Annotated in this window: 14 protein-coding genes; 7 read left to right on the top strand and 7 right to left on the bottom strand. The window is 59.6% G+C overall.

Features of this window, described 5'->3' with window-relative positions:
• Positions 1 to 30: 30 nt before the first annotated feature.
• From AC788_RS06055 to AC788_RS06040, 4 genes are all read left to right on the top strand, one after another.
• On the top strand, positions 31 to 957 hold the full coding sequence (locus AC788_RS06055; protein WP_049859699.1) for a carbohydrate ABC transporter permease: 927 nt from the start codon (positions 31 to 33) through the stop codon (positions 955 to 957).
• A gap of 10 nt (positions 958 to 967) precedes the next feature.
• The gene (locus AC788_RS06050; protein WP_049859698.1) at positions 968 to 1,801 is read left to right on the top strand and encodes a carbohydrate ABC transporter permease; all 834 of its coding nucleotides are present in this window, start codon (positions 968 to 970) and stop codon (positions 1,799 to 1,801) included.
• Between the two features lie 94 nt (positions 1,802 to 1,895).
• The gene (locus AC788_RS06045; protein ID WP_049859697.1) at positions 1,896 to 2,993 is read left to right on the top strand and encodes an ABC transporter ATP-binding protein; all 1,098 of its coding nucleotides are present in this window, start codon (positions 1,896 to 1,898) and stop codon (positions 2,991 to 2,993) included.
• Between the two features lie 55 nt (positions 2,994 to 3,048).
• Positions 3,049 to 3,822: an L-iditol 2-dehydrogenase gene (locus AC788_RS06040; RefSeq protein WP_049859696.1), complete on the top strand. Its 774-nt coding sequence runs from the start codon at positions 3,049 to 3,051 to the stop codon at positions 3,820 to 3,822.
• Between the two features lie 43 nt (positions 3,823 to 3,865).
• Here the strand turns inward: AC788_RS06040 and AC788_RS06035 are convergent, their stop codons facing one another.
• The 4 genes from AC788_RS06035 to AC788_RS06020 form a co-directional block, all read right to left on the bottom strand.
• Positions 3,866 to 4,996, bottom strand: a complete 1,131-nt coding sequence (locus tag AC788_RS06035; protein ID WP_049859695.1) for a Gfo/Idh/MocA family protein — start codon at positions 4,994 to 4,996, stop codon at positions 3,866 to 3,868.
• Between the two features lie 181 nt (positions 4,997 to 5,177).
• On the bottom strand, positions 5,178 to 6,275 hold the full coding sequence (locus AC788_RS21745) for an HlyD family secretion protein (protein ID WP_049859694.1): 1,098 nt from the start codon (positions 6,273 to 6,275) through the stop codon (positions 5,178 to 5,180).
• Entirely contained in the window at positions 6,272 to 7,840 is a 1,569-nt protein-coding gene (locus tag AC788_RS21740) for a hypothetical protein (RefSeq protein ID WP_049859693.1), read from the bottom strand. The genes AC788_RS21745 and AC788_RS21740 overlap by 4 nt, the downstream gene beginning before the upstream one ends.
• 200 nt (positions 7,841 to 8,040) lie before the next feature.
• A complete protein-coding gene (locus AC788_RS06020; RefSeq protein WP_049859692.1) occupies positions 8,041 to 9,123 on the bottom strand; it encodes a Gfo/Idh/MocA family protein in 1,083 nt (360 codons plus the stop codon).
• A gap of 354 nt (positions 9,124 to 9,477) precedes the next feature.
• On the opposite strand from AC788_RS06020, the gene AC788_RS06015 reads away from it, so the two are divergent.
• Positions 9,478 to 10,500 (top strand): zinc-dependent alcohol dehydrogenase family protein, encoded by a 1,023-nt coding sequence (locus AC788_RS06015; RefSeq protein WP_049859691.1) that lies wholly within the window; start codon positions 9,478 to 9,480, stop codon positions 10,498 to 10,500.
• A gap of 59 nt (positions 10,501 to 10,559) precedes the next feature.
• Here the strand turns inward: AC788_RS06015 and AC788_RS06010 are convergent, their stop codons facing one another.
• Positions 10,560 to 11,468 carry a LysR family transcriptional regulator gene (locus AC788_RS06010; RefSeq protein WP_049859690.1) on the bottom strand — a complete coding sequence of 303 codons (909 nt, stop codon included), beginning with the start codon at positions 11,466 to 11,468 and terminating at the stop codon, positions 10,560 to 10,562.
• Positions 11,469 to 11,641: 173 nt separating this feature from the next.
• On the opposite strand from AC788_RS06010, the gene AC788_RS06005 reads away from it, so the two are divergent.
• On the top strand, positions 11,642 to 12,475 hold the full coding sequence (locus tag AC788_RS06005; protein WP_049859689.1) for an SDR family NAD(P)-dependent oxidoreductase: 834 nt from the start codon (positions 11,642 to 11,644) through the stop codon (positions 12,473 to 12,475).
• Positions 12,476 to 12,538: 63 nt separating this feature from the next.
• Here the strand turns inward: AC788_RS06005 and AC788_RS06000 are convergent, their stop codons facing one another.
• The gene (locus tag AC788_RS06000; RefSeq protein ID WP_049859688.1) at positions 12,539 to 12,832 is read right to left on the bottom strand and encodes a DUF1330 domain-containing protein; all 294 of its coding nucleotides are present in this window, start codon (positions 12,830 to 12,832) and stop codon (positions 12,539 to 12,541) included.
• Between the two features lie 64 nt (positions 12,833 to 12,896).
• Positions 12,897 to 13,730 (bottom strand): enoyl-CoA hydratase/isomerase family protein, encoded by an 834-nt coding sequence (locus AC788_RS05995; RefSeq protein WP_049859687.1) that lies wholly within the window; start codon positions 13,728 to 13,730, stop codon positions 12,897 to 12,899.
• Positions 13,731 to 14,248: 518 nt separating this feature from the next.
• Here AC788_RS05995 and AC788_RS05990 point away from each other — a divergent pair.
• Positions 14,249 to 16,435 (top strand): beta-glucosidase, encoded by a 2,187-nt coding sequence (locus AC788_RS05990; protein ID WP_049859686.1) that lies wholly within the window; start codon positions 14,249 to 14,251, stop codon positions 16,433 to 16,435.
• Positions 16,436 to 16,459 lie beyond the last annotated feature (24 nt).

Here is a 16,459-nt window from a genome sequence, read left to right as displayed (position 1 = left end):
CGGCGGTCACCGCCGCACAGGTAAACGCCCATGAACACGTCCCTCGTTCGAGACCAGCCTTTGGTTTCGGCCCCGTCACGCACGCGCCGGCTCCGCAACCCAGGCTGGTTTCTGGTATCGCCCTCGGTTGCACTTCTGTTGCTGTGGATGATCGTCCCGCTGGCCATGACGGTTTATTTCTCGGTGATCCGGTTCAACCTGCTCAACCCAGGGGAGAACGAATTCGTCGGCCTCGAGAACTTCACCTATTTCGTCACCGACACGGGCTTTCTGCCCGGCGCCCTGAATACACTGGTCCTGGTGGTCAGCGTGCTGCTGATCAGTGTGGTTCTGGGCGTGTTGATCGCCGCGTTGCTTGAAGCGAGTGAGTTCTTCGGACGTGGCATCGTCAGGGTGCTGCTCATTTCACCGTTTTTCATCATGCCCACGGTGGGGTCGCTGGTGTTCAAGAACCTGATCTTTCATCCCGTTTCCGGCGTACTTGCGGCGGTTTGGAAGTTTTTTGGCGCGCAGCCGGTCGACTGGCTGGCGCACTATCCGCTCCTCTCGATCATCTTGATCGTCTCGTGGCAATGGCTGCCTTTAGCAATCCTGCTGCTGATGACTGCAATGCAGTCGCTTGATCAGGAGCAGAAAGAAGCCGCACGGCTGGATGGCGCAGGCCCCGTGGCGATCTTCTGGCACCTCACGTTGCCCCACCTGGCCCGGCCGATTGCGGTGGTCGTCATGATCGAGACGATATTTTTGCTCTCGGTATTCGCCGAGATCTTCACTACCACCAATGGCGGGCCAGGGTTTGCCTCGACCAACCTGGCGTACTTGATCTACAACCAGGCCCTGGTGCAATTCGATGTGGGAATGGCCTCGGCAGGGGGACTCATAGCGGTGGTGATAGCCAACATCGCGGCGATCGTGCTGGTACGCATGATCGGCAAAAACCTGACCGACAACGCTTGAGGACGACGCCATGATGACACTCAAACAATCCCGGCGGCTGCAAAGCATCGTGCTCGGTACCCTGGCCTGGGCCGCAGCCTTGCTGCTGTTCTTTCCAATTTTCTGGATGGTGCTGACCAGTTTCAAGACCGAGATCGACGCCTTCGCCACGCCGCCGCAGTTCATCTTCACCCCGACGCTGGAGAATTACCTGCACATCCAGGAACGCAGTGACTACTTCCACTTCGCCTGGAATTCGATACTCATTTCCTTCACCGCCACGGCGTTGTGCATGTTGATCGCGGTTCCGGCGGCCTATTCGATGGCGTTCTACGAGACCAAACGCACCAAGCAGACACTGCTATGGATGCTGTCGACCAAGATGCTGCCGCCCGTGGGTGTACTGATGCCTATCTACCTGCTGGCCAAAGGCGCCGGTCTGCTGGACTCGCGGCTGGCACTGATCGTGATCTACACCCTGATCAACCTGCCCATCGTGGTCTGGATGGTCTACACGTACTTCAAGGACATCCCGCGGGAAATCCTGGAAGCTGCGAGGTTGGACGGCGCGACGTTGCGGCAGGAAATGGTGCGCGTGCTGCTGCCCATCAGCAAGGGCGGTCTGGCTTCGACCATGCTGCTGTCGTTGATCCTGTGCTGGAACGAGGCTTTTTGGTCGCTCAACCTGACGAGCTCCAGCGCTGCGCCGCTTACCGCGCTCATAGCTTCCTATTCAAGCCCAGAAGGTTTGTTCTGGGCGAAGCTGTCCGCTGTCTCGACCTTGGCCTGCGCGCCGATCCTCATATTCGGCTGGATCAGCCAGAAGCAACTGGTGCGCGGCCTGTCCTTCGGTGCAGTCAAGTGACCCATACATTATTGTGCGACGCCCCCCTGTGGGAGCGGGTTCTACCCGCGAAGACGCCCGCTCGAACACCATCTCCTTCCAAAGGACCACACCCATGGCCACTCTGAAAATAAAAAACCTGAAAAAGGGCTTCGAAGGTCTGCAGATCATCAAGGGCATCGACCTGGAAGTGCACGACCGCGAATTCGTGGTGTTCGTCGGCCCGTCGGGCTGCGGCAAGTCGACCCTGCTGCGCCTGATCGCCGGGCTTGAAGAGGTGAGCAGCGGCACCCTCGAGCTGGACGGCCGCGACATCACCGAAGTACCACCGGCCAAGCGCGACCTGGCTATGGTGTTCCAGACCTACGCCCTGTATCCGCACATGAGCGTGCGCAAGAACCTGTCGTTCGCGCTGGACCTGGCGGGTGAGAAGAAGCCCGACGTCGACCGCAAGGTCGCCGAGGCTGCCCGAATTCTCGAACTCGGAGCGCTGCTCGATCGCAAGCCCAAACAGCTGTCGGGGGGACAGCGTCAGCGTGTGGCCATCGGGCGGGCCATCGTTCGCAACCCGAAGATCTTCCTGTTCGACGAGCCGCTGTCCAACCTCGATGCCGCGCTGCGTGTGCAGACCCGCCTGGAGTTGGCCCGGCTGCACAAGGAACTGCAAGCGACCATGATCTACGTGACCCATGATCAGGTCGAGGCCATGACCCTGGCGACCAAGGTCGTGGTGTTGAACGGCGGACGGATCGAGCAGATCGGCTCGCCTCTGGAGCTCTACCATCATCCGGCCAACCTGTTCGTCGCAGGCTTTCTCGGAACGCCCAAGATGGGTTTTCTGCAAGCCCGTGTGACGGCCGTTCACTCCACTGGTGTGGAGGTCGAGTTCACCGCCGGCGCAAGGCTGCTGATACCCCGCGCAAGCGGTGCGCTGTCCGTCGGCCAGGCCGTGACCATCGGCATACGACCTGAACATCTGAGCCTGGGCGAACAGGGCCATGTGCCGGTGACTACAGATGTCACCGAACGTCTGGGCAGTGACACCTTCTGCCACGTCAACATCGCCTCCGGGGAAAGCCTGACGGTACGTGTCCAGGGAGACTGCGAGGTGCCCTACGGCGCTGCGCGTTACCTGACCCTCGATGTTGCCCACTGCCACGTGTTCGATGACAGCGGCCTGGCCGTAGCGCCCGCTGCATCGCGAGCCGCATGAATTCCAACAGGCGCGCTCGTTGAAGCCACGCGCCCCGCACCTCAAGGTAGACCCAATGAAACGTCTCGAAGGAAAAAGCGCCCTGATTACCGGCTCGGCACGGGGCATCGGTCGTACATTCGCCCAAGCGTACATTCGCGAAGGCGCCACGGTCGCGATCGCCGACATCGATCTGGAACGTGCCCGGGCGACCGCGGCCGAACTGGGACCGCAGGCGTATGCGGTTGAAATGGATGTCACCGACCAGGCATCCATCGATGCCGCCATGGCGGCGGTGGTCACGCAGGTCGGCAAGCTGGACATCCTGGTGAACAACGCGGCGCTGTTCGATCTGGCGCCGATCACCGAGATCACAAGGGCCAGCTACGACAAGCTGTTTGCCATCAATGTCAGCGGCACCTTATTCACGCTCCAGGCCGCCGCCAGGCAGATGATCGCGCAGGGGCATGGCGGCAAGATCATCAACATGGCCAGCCAAGCCGGTCGCCGAGGTGAGGCCTTGGTGGGTGTCTACTGCGCGACCAAGGCGGCGGTGATCAGCCTGACCCAGTCGGCAGGACTCAACCTCATCAAAGACAAGATCAACGTCAATGCCATCGCCCCCGGTGTCGTGGACGGCGAGCATTGGGATGGTGTCGATGCCTTGTTCGCCAAGCACGAGAACCGTCCTCTGGGCGAGAAGAAACGCCTGGTTGGCCTCGAAGTTCCCTTCGGCCGAATGGGCACGGCCGAAGACCTGGTCGGGATGGCGGTATTCCTGGCCGGCCCGGAGAGCGATTACATCGTTGCGCAAACCTACAACGTCGACGGTGGCAACTGGATGAGTTGAGCATCGCAGGGATGCGCACCGGATATCGGCTGCGCATCGGGGATCAAGTCTGGTCGCCGACCTTACCCTCCAACTTTAGTCCGCCCAGATCGGTAGACTTCTGGACAGTGTCGAAGAAGCGATGCAGCCTCAACGCATCGGCAAACGTGGCAGCAGTGTGACTGCCACTTCGTAGGTCCTCCGCGAAGGCTTTATAGAGGTGCCCCAATTCGAGGACCGCCGAGGGTAGCGAGGGGTCGGATATCCATTCATAATCCAGAGGTATGTCCAACACTTTGAGACTCTGGCCTGCGTTATTCGAGCCCTGGATGATGTAGTCATCCCCAACTTCGCCAAATGCCGAACGATTTGTGATCCGAAGATCACCTTCGCGGCCGGTGATGTCGATCTGAACACCGAACCCGTTGGCTTTTCCGCCTTCAATATGGGCGGTTACCAGGGTGTTCGTGCCTTTCTGTCCTATCAAGACCAGTTGATCCGGACTGGTGGCCATGACCTTTTGGCCTTCTTCGTCCAGGACCGTGGGAAACTGGTTTTTCTGCAGGGCACTGAGGCTGTCAGGCCAACCAGTCGCCTCGAAAACCATGTCCAGAAAATGCCCGGCATAGATGCTTACGACATTCGAGAAGTTTTCGACCGGTGCTGTCCAGTGTGCAGCCTTTCCGCGTTCGGCTCCCAGCAGCGGGATACTGACGTGAACACGAATAGAGCGAATTTCTCCAATCCAGCCTCGGGCCAATAGGTCTTTGAGGTAGCGATTGTGCGGAGCCAGGCGACGCTGCAGGCCCACGGCGTGCCGAGCGTTCTTGCGCTGCGCAAGTTCCAGCAGTTCCTGCGCAGTGTCAGTGTTGGTCGTCAGGGGCCATTCGCAGTAAACATCCTTGCCTGCTTCCAAGGCCATTTTGACTGGATCGGCATGTTCAGGTGTCGTTGTCGCCACGACGACGAGATCTACTTCGGGATGTCTGCAGAGCTCCGCGACCGTGTTTGCCACGAATCTGAAACCATGATCGGAGGCAGCTTTTTCGGCGACTTCACGGCGTCGAGCGTACACCGCAACCAGCTCATACTCCGCAAGCAAGTTGAGCACTCTGACATGACCATGCAAGGCCCAAGTTCCAGCGCCCACCAGGCCGATACGAATTTTCTTTCCAGGCGATTTTGAGTCCGGCACTTTCAATCCTCACGGTAGACAATTATTCCAATAGGGTGTGAAAAGATCATATTCCGACTGCCTGTGTGGAAGAAGGCAGGTGTGATTCAGTGCATCCATGACAGCCTCGTCATTAATTTCGCGCCCGACAGTGCCTGTGCTGAGTGATTGAAGTCGCGTGGGCTCGATGCCTCAGGCGTCCCTATTGAGCATCGGTATCCACCCTTATCTCCACCGACATACCCGGCCGCAGGCGCTCGAACAGCGGCTGATCACGATCGATGGCGATGCGTACACCCAGGCGCTGGGGCACCTTGACGAAGTTACCGGTGCCGTTGTCGGCGGTCATTGCCGAGAATTCCAGGCCGGTGGCCGGTGCCATCCGTTCAACGATCCCGCTGAACGTCGTGCCGGGGAGGGCATCGACCTCGAAATGCGCGGTCTGGCCGAGGGTGATGCCATGGGTCTGCGCTTCCTTGTAATCGGCAATTACCCAGCGGTCCGTTTCGACCAGGCTGAACAGTGCAGTACCGGCGCCGACGTAGCGGCCGACATGGGATTCGACACGGCCGAGCTGACCGTCAGCCGGCGCCACGATTCGTGTCCTGGAGAGCTGTATCCGGGCCGAGTCCAGCGCCGCTTTGGCCTGCTGCACTTTGGCACTCAACCCCTGTGCCGCCACCTCTTGGGTACGCACGTCGGCGCGCGCCACCTTGATATTGGCCTGCGCTTCGGCAAGCGCGCCTTTGGCACTGCGCAACGCCGCCAGCGCGGTGTCCCTCTCCTGGATGGACACCCCACCTTCCTTGACCAGCGCTTCGCTACGGGCGTAATCCCCTTGGGCGCGAAGCAATTCTGCATTGGCGGTGCCGAGTGCCGCCTGCCGTGCGCTCAAGGTCGCCACGGCGGACGCTTGAGACTGGGCATTATTGGCCAGGTCGCTCTTGGCGGCGTCGAGGTCGGCGACCGCCTGCTCGACACTGGCGGCGTAACTGGCAGGGTCGATCTGCGCCAGCAACTGGCCTTCGTGGACAGTTTCATAGTCCTTGACCAGCACGTTGGTGAGGTGCCCGGAGACCTCCGGTGCCAGAGTCGTGACATAGCCACGCACGTAAGCGTTATCGGTGTAGGGACCGTCATCACTGAAAGGAAAGAAACGCCATATGTAAAGCACCAACGTCACCGCCAGCAACGCAACCAGGGCAATTGCACCGAGCTGGATCAGGCTGGGCTTGGCAGGCTTCCAGGTATCGTCGGACGACTCGGACGGTGACGATTCGGAAGGAGAGTCCTTGCTCACGTGGGTTTCCTCTTTGGATGGCGATTGGAGTAGCTGGAATAAGCGGCGGCGGCCAGCACCACCAGCGTGGCGGCCAGTGCAATCACCAATACCAGGCGAAAGCTGTTCAGGTAGCCGATCACACTGGCCTGGCGGCTCACCTCGCTGGTCAGCGTGGAAAGCGCTGACGGATCGACGCGCGGATCGGTTGCGCTCAGGCGATTGGCATAACCGGAGATCGCATAGCGTTGCGTTGCGTACTGGACGCTGTTGAGCAGGGCCGAGCCAATCACACTGCCCAGGTTCTGCGTGGCGGCGAAAATCAACACGGTCGGCACCAGTACCTGCGGCCCCTGCTTCAGCACCTGCGAGACGCTGTAGAGCAGCGCCGGGCCGACGAACAGCGTGGCACCGAAGCCGATCAGGCACTGGGACACGATCAGATCCTGCGGGCGAACCGAACCGTTGCTGAAGCACGCCAGCAGCGCGCCCATGGCAATGCAGCCCAGCGCGGCGACCATCTGATACAGCAACGAACGCGGGTTCAACGTCGCCAGCATGATCACGATGCCTGCCAGCATCGCCACGGACACCCAGCCAAACAGGGCATGGTACTGATCGTTGTTGAGGCTGCGCAGTGCGAACAGGCCGGGCACACTGCTGGTCTGCACCGCCAGCGAGACACGTTCCAGCAGCGCGATACCCATGAACGTACAAATATGGCGATTGCTCAGCCAGCCGATGTCGATCTCGGGTCGCTTGCGGCACGCCTCGACCAGCAGGGCTGCACCGATGGTCAACACAGCGCCCAGCATCAGCTGGCCAACGAACGGAGCATCGTTCCACCAATAGGTGGACGCGGTAGCCAGCGCGCATCCCAACATGACGGCGCCACATGCCACGAACACACCCGTGATCAGATCCACCCACTCGAAGGTCTTGATGCGGTAGGTGGGTGGTAGTGGATTCAGGGCCAAGATCACGATCTGCAGGACAGGTATCAACAGCACCAACAGACGCAGAGTGGTGTTGCCGTCGGCAATGAGAAAGTCGACCGGCACCAGGCGTGCCAGTGGCTGAGCCAACTGGACACAGGCGATAGGCGTCGCCACCGCCAGAATCCGTTTGCTCTGGGGCAGCGCCGACATGAGGTAATAGACACTTGAAGCCACCGCCGTCGAGGTGGCCAGACCGTTCGCAGCGCGGGACAGTATCGCGGTAGTCAGATTGGCGAACAGCACATCCGCCGCCGCGGCCAGCGCGTAGAGCCCAAGAGCGCCGAACAGCATGAGCGGCAACCCGAACTGCTGTCGCCCCTTGATCACGAACAGGTTGCTGCAGGCACCGACGCCGACGAACACCCCGGTAAGCCAGACCATCTGGGCCGAATACGCCGAATAGCCGCCGGCCAGTTGCGCCAGGTTTTCGGTGATCAAGCTGTTGCCGAACGTGCCTGACAGGCTCATCAGCAGCGCAACGATCACATAGGCCACCCGACGGCCAAGGGTGTGTGGCGGAAGATAGGGCGCACCGGCAACGTTCGGGCGCTGGTCCTCGGTGAAATGGTAAGCGTGGTCAGTGGACATGCAGGTGGGCTTCGGGAACTTGAACGATCTGAACTTTGGTTCAGCTGAAGCGATTTAGTTCGAGGCGGTGTGGCGGCCGGTGCGCGGCGGAACGTCGCGTGCCGTTTCAATGCGCAGTTCCCGATTCTCCAGAAGCGCTTAATGCGTCTGGAATGAGAGATGCTGCTTGCCCACGTATTGTCCAGCGATGACCACGTTATCTATCTCTCGTTTGCTGCGGACGATTCGACCACGCGATCCAGTAAGCGATGCATGCGCAACGCATCTTCGAACGTGGTGACGTCACTGTCGCCCTTGGTTTTGCTCCGCGCATAGGCATCGTAGAGATAGGCGACGTCTTGCGCGCTGGCATCAAGGTGCGTCACCGGCAACGAGTTGTAACGACCTGGTACCGGCAACTCCACGAACGCCGTCGCGCCATCTTTCATGCCATAGACCTGCCCATCGTCGACGTTTTGGAAACCCCGCGGATTAAGAATACGCAATACCCCGTCAGTGCCAGTGATTTCGATCTGCAATCCGGTGGGGTGCCTTTGTCCGCCTTCCAGTTGCAGCGTGAAGGTTCCACCGCTTGGGAACGTGCCGATCACCAGCACTTCGTTCGCCGCCGCGTAGGGAATCTGTTCGCCTGTCTCCTTGATTGTGGTCACAGGCAGTTGGTTCTGAGATAGGGAGACCAACTTCTCGGGAAATTCAAGCCCATGGAACAACATGTCGAAGAAATGACCGCCGTAAACCGGCAGCAAATGAGTGAAATTGTCAGGATCGACCGCCCATCTGGCTGCCTCTGGCATCACGGCGCTGAACGCCTCGACGCCTACGGACATGCGAACGGCTCTCAGTTTGCCAACATAGCCTTGGCGCACGAGATCGTGCCAGTACCGCGAGCTAGGCGAGAACCGCCGCTGCAACCCGACCACATGGGTTACACCTTCGGTCTGAGCCAGTGCCAAGACCCGCTCGGACTCGGCTGTATTGGTTGACAGCGGCCATTCGCTATAGACGTCCTTGCCTGCCTCGACGACCTTTTTCGACAGGCGACCGTGTTCGGGGGTAGGGGCGAGCACCACTACCAGGTCCACCTCGGGATGGTTGATCAATTGCTCGGCATCATCGAAGGCATGTGCAATACCGAACTCGTCCGCGTAGCCGCGCACCTTCGCCAGGTTTCGCCCTGACAATGCCACAACCTCGAAGGCGTCCAATGCTTGCAGCGTCGGGATGTGCCCGTAGCGCGCCCATCCTCCTGTACCGATGATGCCGACGCGAATCTTGTTTGCCATGATGGATGCTCCTTGTTCATGAGGGTCGCGTGCCACCCGCAAGGCCGTGTCTTGCCTGAGGTCGATCAGGCCCAGAGCTTGCGGAACGCTCGGATGACGTCTCATTCTAGTCATCGAGTTTGGTCTGATTAAGTAGGCAGCAGGTCACAGCTCAGGTGACAGGCCTTCATCAATTCCGTACGCCCTGGCTCAGGCTGGCGCCGACCCGAAGACCGGTGATTAATGACGCGCAAGTCAACACTGTTATTCGGACAGGATGGATTAACACTCGGCACTGTTGGCTCTAGGGTAGGGGCATGAAAGTGGCACGTTGCAAATAGCGCCTTTCTACCCATCCACACACTGAGGCATGACATGAAGGCATATCATCTAGGCGCTCTCGACGGGCTTGAAAGCTGGCGTCTGGTCGACGTTCCGGAACCTGTACCCGGTCACGGGCAGATCCTGATCCGAGTGCACGCGGTTTCCTTGAACTACCGCGACGTGGTGATCGCCAACGGTCACTATCCGTTTCCAGCGCCGACATGCGACATGATCCCGGTGTCCGACGGTGCAGGCGAGATCATTGGCGTGGGGCCGGGCGTTCGCGGCTGGAAAGTCGGCGATCGCGTCGCCGGCATCTTTTCGCAAAGCTGGCAGGGCGGGCGGCAGCCCGACGATGCCTGGATAACCACGCTGGGCGGCGCGGTCGACGGCATGCTTGCGCAACAAGTGGTCCTCGATCAAAGCGGTCTGGTACGGGTGCCGGCACACCTGACGTGGGAAGAGGCCGCGACGTTACCCTGCGCAGGGGTTACCGCCTGGAATGCCCTCAACGGCCTGGGTACCCTCAAAGCAGGTGATACCGTGCTGGCTTTGGGTACGGGCGGGGTGTCGATTTTCGCCACACAACTGGCGGCAGCGGCAGGGGCCAGAGTTATCGTGACCTCGTCAAGCGACGCCAAGCTGAAGCGCGCCAAGGTGCTGGGCGCGCACGATCTGATCAACTACCGTACGACGCCGGATTGGCACAAGGAAGTCCTCCGTATCACAGAGGGCCGTGGGGTTGATCGGGTCATCGAGATTGGAGGGTCGGGGACCATCGCCCAGTCCATCGGGTCGGTACGCCCCGGTGGGGTCATCGCGCTGATGGGTCTGTTGGCCGAAGGTGAACCGGTGGATCCGGGCGCCATCCTCATGGCAGGTGCGATCGTTCGCGGAATCATGGTGGGCTCGCGGGAAATGTTCGAGGACATGAACCGGTCTATCGGGCTGCATCGTCTGCGTCCTGAAATCCAGCGTGTCTATGCGTTCTCGCAAGCCCGGACCGCACTTGCCGATCTGGCCAAAGGGCAGCATGTGGGCAAGCTGGTCATCCGCGTCAGCGAAAGCGGATAGCAGTCCGGCGCTCAGCTGTGTTCAGCATCGAGTGGCAGTCGAGCGTTCGTCCGCGCACATCAGGCTTTCTTCTGCACAAGGCCAGTGGCGAAATGCTCGACCATGAAGTCGACGAAAACGCGCACCTTGGGTGCCATCTGCCTGCTGCTGGGCCAGACAACGTGAAAGGTGCCGCCACCGGTCAGATGCGTATCAAGCAGCAACTCGAGACTCCCTTCGGCTAGCGCATCCTTCACGGCGAAGTCAGGAAGGCAGGCGATACCACGACCAGCGATGGTCAAGTAGAGCAGCGCTTCTACATCGCTGCAGACCATGGCGATCGGCAGCGCGACGCCATTGTGCTGAGACGTTTTTTTCTTGAACGGCCATTGGTACAGTTTGCCGGAGTTGCGCCAGCGGTAATGCAGACAAGCGTGTTCCATCAGGTCTGATGGTTTGCTAGGACGACCCTGCTTCTCCAGGTAACCGGGAGCGGCCACCAAGCAAGGCCGATAGGGGCCAAGAGGCCGAGACATGAGGCGTGAATCGCTGAGGTCGCTGCCCCTGATGACGACATCGAAACCCTCGTCGATGACGTCTACCAGGCGATCGGTGAAGTCCAGATCGAGCTCGATTTCCGGGTATCGCTCCATGAATGCGGCCAGACACGGCAATGGCAGGCCTGCGGCCAGTGCCAGGCCCACCCGCAAACGCCCGCGAGGAAACTGAGTCATGGCCGAAAGGTCATCTTCAGCGGCTTGGATCTCGCTGAGGATACGCTTGCAGCGCTCCAGAAATACTTCGCCTTCGGTGGTCAACCTGACCGTGCGAGTACTGCGCTGGAAAAGCCGAACGCCAACGCGCTCTTCCAACCTGGAAATACTCTTGCTGACAGCCGAAGCAGAGATACCCAACTGCCGGCCAGTGGCGATGAAGCTCTGAGTTTGAGCTGTCTCTACGAAAATCCCGATACCACCCAAGGTTTCCACGCGCTGCTTTCCTATTGATGACTTGGCTGTCACTAGTGTTGTTCACCTTAGCGATCTTATAGGCCTGGAGTCAACTCGCTAACATGCAGGCGTTACTGATCGATACAAGACTTGCCCGCAGGTAAGTGACTTTCAACAACTTTCAGTTACCACGCTTAGAGGACATCAGACCCATGAAGGCAAACCCATCCGCAAAAGTATGGTTCATCACCGGCGCCTCCCGCGGCTTTGGCCTAATATGGGCGATGGCGGCACTTGTGCGCGGCGATAAGGTGGCTGCCACTGCGAGAAATATCGATAGCTTGGCAAGCCTCGTCGAGCGGTTTGGCGACGCTGTAATGCCAATAAGACTGGACGTCACTGATCGCACAGCGGTATTCGACGCTATAGCGCAGGCCAAGGAACAGTTCGGGCGAGTCGATGTAGTGTTGAGCAACGCAGGTTACGGTCATCAGGGTGCGGTAGAGGAGGTCAGCGAGGCTGAAGCCAGATCACAACTGGAGACCAATTTCTTCGGAACGCGTTGGCTCGCACAGGCCGCCACCGCTTTGTTTCGTGATCAACGGTGCGGCCATTTTCTAGCAGTTTCCAGTGTCTTGGGGGTGTTCTCGATTCCCAGTTTCGGCATCTACAGCGCTTCCAAATTCGCCGTCGAAGGGTTGCTTGAGGCGCTGGCACAGGAAACGGCTGGCTTCGGTATCAAAACGACACTCATCGAACCTGCGGGCTACGCAACCGATTTCAACGATTCCTCGTCTGCCAGATACTCCGAGCCGCTAGCGGTCTATCAGCCTGTACGTGAAGGACTGGCTGAAGCGTTCAGTAATTACGCCATGGGCAACCCTCAAGCTACCGCCGACGCCATCTTGAAGGTGGTGGACAGCCAGGAACCACCGTTGCGTATTGCGTTGGGCGGTACGGCTATAGATGAGTTGTCGGCCACCCAACAAAAGCGCATGGCCACTTGGGAGACTTGGCGAGAAGTTTCGGTAGCCGCTCAGGGCTGAGTCGCTGCGGAACCGGCCGCACGAGCGGTTCCGCAGTCTGGTTGGGTGTTACAAAAGCATCGATCAGGGCGCAATGCCCTCGACGATGAATACTCGGTACTTGGCACCGCGCAAGCGGTGCTCAAGTGCCTTCTGGTACAGGGGGCTTTCATAGGCCGCTTTCGCTTCGGTTATCGATGGAAATTCAACGACAACCGCGCCATCGACAGACGGGCCCTCCAGTGTTTCCACTCGACCGTAAAATGCCAGAGGGGTAACTGGATGGCCTGCCGAAGCCGCGGGGGCCAGTTCCTCATACTTCGCGAATTCGGCCGGATCCGTGATGCTGTCACGGACATAGATCATATAAGCGCTCATGCTCGAAACCTCGCTGCGGGCCGGCCACCAGACCGGCCCGCCTTCATACGTACTGGAAAGGCGTTCACCGCGGAGGCAAGTCGCCAAGGCGCTCGGCAAAATTGAGCTCAAAATCACCGACCTTGCCCAGTCCGGCATCCAGCATGTGCTTGAAGGCATCTTGCGCCTCAGGCCACAGATCCACACCCTGAAGAATATGATTGGACGTCCACAAGTCGCCTTCCGACGGAACCCCCGCCCGACCGTTGACCATTTTCTTTCCGGTTTCAAGTGCTCGTTTCTCGAAGCGACTCATCCGGGTCGCAAGCGCATCGACAAAAGCATTCAGTTCGGCATCTGGCAGCGCCCGATTGACGAAACCGTAACGCTCGCCAATGTCAGCATCGAAATCCTCGGAGCTGCAGACGATCTCCAGCGTACGCGAGCGGCCTACCAGCGCACTCAGCCACTCCACGCCGCCGCCACCGGGAATCGATGATCCACCCACCTCGATCAGCGCAAACCGGGCACGTTCCCTGGAAGCGAAACGCATATCGCAGGCAAGTGCAAATTCAAAGCCCTGAGCGCGAGCACGTCCGCGCACCTTGGCGATGCTGATGACGGAAGATTGAGCCAGACGTGTGACGAATCGCGGCCAGTTCCCGAAGAAGGGCATGGCACCAGGCTGGTCTGGAACCGTGGTGCGGTTTTCGACGTCATGATGATTCATGAAAAAATCCTCGTCGCCGCTTTCGAACACGACCACTTTCAGGTCTTCGTCTTGCTCGATGTCGTCCATCAATACATTCAGCTCGGCGAACGTCGAGGGGTCGAACAGGTTCAGCGGCGGATTACTGAACACCACACGCCAGTATGATTTCGACTCGTGGATGATGTTGAGGCGTTTTTCCGTATTCATGGGGCACTCTCGTTTGCAGTGGCAGGCTGCCGATGCAGGTCGGCAGACGTCGGTTGGACGGATTCATGCTACGTCGTTCAGTGCGGCTGATTAAGCCGGTCAAACCGCACAATACCAGTGACTTTATTGTCATCAATCGCGGTGCTTCGAGTGCGCAACACGACCGCCCTTGCATCCGTGTCTGTACCACTGCAGAACGTAGACGATTGGTATTGATTACGCTTCAGGCACAGCAGCACTGACACGTGCGTCCCGGAAATAATGCAGTGCTGAGCACTCAAAGCCTTGCACCGACTGAATCGCAGACAAATCGCTGGAAATTAGCTGAAACGGTTCTTCTTCACTACGGTCACTTTTTAAGTCCGTCATTGCCGGCAATCTAAAATGCCCGGTGCGTTGGTGAAGATCCTGCGAGTGATGCGGGGCACGCCTAGGCATTCAATCGGGCCATCGAGCCACCTTCAAACGGCTCACCACATTCACCCTGCAAGCCTGGAAGGCCAGTTGGAATTCGCCTTATGAAAAGTACACCGCAGAACAGTTTGCACCCTGCCATCTTTGTCGATGCTCAAACCCTGCGTGCGCAGGCTCAGCTTCTGGTCGCCGAGATGAGCGAAGACGAGAAGTTTTCCTGGCTGTCCGGCCCGATGGCCATTCCCGTCGGGGACACGCAGAAGCCTGCAGGTGCCATTGGCTCCGCCGCTTATTACCCAGCCATCCCGCGCCTGGGCATTCCGGCCTTACAGCAGGCTGACGCGAGCCTTGGCATAAGCAACGTCGGTAACGTGCGTCCGGGCGATCACGCCACCGGCTTGCCCAGTTCATTGGCCTTGGGTGCGTCTTTCAACACCCGGTTGGCCTATGAAAGCGGCGCTCTGGTCGGTCGCGAAGCGCGCGCGAAAGGATTCAACGTGCAATTGGCGGGCGGCATCAATCTGATCCGTGAGCCACGCTGCGGCCGAAACTTCGAATATGTTTCCGAGGATCCACTGCTCTCCGGTGTAATGGGAGGCCATTCGGTCGCCGGCATCCAGGCGCAGGGCGTGGTGTCCACGGTGAAGCATTTCATCGCCAACGGGCAGGAGACTGGGCGAGTGATGGTCAGCTCCAATCTGTCGGAGCCTGCCATGCGCGAATCGGACCTCCTTGCGTTCCAGATCGCCATCGAGTTGGGTAGCCCTGGCGCGGTGATGCCGGGATATAACCTGATCAACGGCGACTACGCGTCGGAGAACGAGTTTCTCCTGAACCACGTACTCAAGGGGCAGTGGCATTACCCAGGCTGGGTGATGTCTGACTGGGGCGCGACCCATTCCACGGTCAAGGCCGCGCTGGCCGGACTCGATGTGCAGTCGGGCGCCAACCTGGACGACCAGGAGTATTTCGGCCAGGCTCTGCGCGACGCAGTCACAGACGGCCGGGTGCCGCAATCGCGTATCGACGACATGGTCACCCGGATCCTCACCAGCCTACTGGCAGTGGGTATCCTCGACCAGGCCGGGGCTGAGTCGAAGCCTCAGCCGATCGATTTCAGCGCTCACAAGCTGATGGCGCAACGTCAGGCTGAAGAAGGCATCGTGCTACTGAAGAACGATGCCGGGTGGTTGCCGATCCCGCTGAAGCGCAAACGGATACTGGTCATCGGTGAGCACGCTGACCACGGTGTGCTCTGTGGTGGCGGATCTTCGGCCGTCACGCCGCTGGGCAGCCTGAAGAAGGAAGGCACTACGATCATGGGTGTTGGTGTGGACAAGGTCTATCAACCTGCTCCTTTGGTCGCCGCTATTGCCGAGGAAAGTTCGGCCGAGGAGGTGACTTTTCTCGACGGTAGCGACATCAACCGAGCGGTGGTCGAGGCCGGCCGCAGCGACGTGGTGATCGTATTCGCTCAGGAGTGGCGTTCCGAAGGCCTGGATGCCGTAGGCCTCGGTCTGCCGGGTAACCAGGACGCGCTGATTGGCGCGGTCGCAGCGGCAAACAGAGCTACCGTCGTGGTCATTCAATCCGGCGGCCCGGTGCTCATGCCCTGGAAAGATGAGGTGGGTGCAATTCTGGCGGCGTGGTACCCAGGTTCAGGCGCTGCCGCAGCCATCGCCGGGGTGCTGTTTGGCAGGGTCAATCCCTCCGGCCGTCTGCTGCTGACCTTCCCAGCCAGCGAAGCCCAATTGCCCAGACCCGAGCAGATAGACCCCGAAACCACCACTTCCAACCCCGGTATGCCGCGCAAGGGCGGTATCATCCCGATCGATTACGACATTGAAGGTTCGGACGTCGGCTATCGCTGGTTCGCGCGCGAGGGGCTCAAGCCATTGTTCCCATTCGGCTTTGGTTTGTCCTATACCCAGTATGAGATTTCCGGCCTGAACGTGGCATACGGGGAGCACATCAAGGCGTCTGTGCAGGTTATGAACAGCGGCAAGCGGGCGGGCAAGTTGGTCGTCCAGTGCTACGTGGCCAAGCTGGGCGAAAAGGGTTTCGTTCGCAGGCTGGCAGGCTTCGCCAAAGTCGACCTGGATGCCGGGCAGCACAGTATTGCCGAGCTGGAACTGGAGCCTCGGGTGTTCGCCAGGTACGAGGAAGGACCTGATGGAGGTTGCTTCAAGATAGGCAAAGGCACTTATCGGGTATGGGCTGCACAGCATGCCGAGGCAGAGGATGCCTATCAGGATATTGTGGTGGACGAGGACCGTTTCATCGCGCCTTGAGGCGTGGCAGCCCTGACAAGAACC

The organism is Pseudomonas sp. RIT-PI-a, assembly GCF_001187875.1.
In the GTDB taxonomy this organism is placed as follows: Bacteria; Pseudomonadota; Gammaproteobacteria; order Pseudomonadales; family Pseudomonadaceae; genus Aquipseudomonas; species Aquipseudomonas coleopterorum.
Note: the sequence above shows the minus strand (reverse complement) of the source record. Positions and strands in the feature narration are given on the sequence as shown.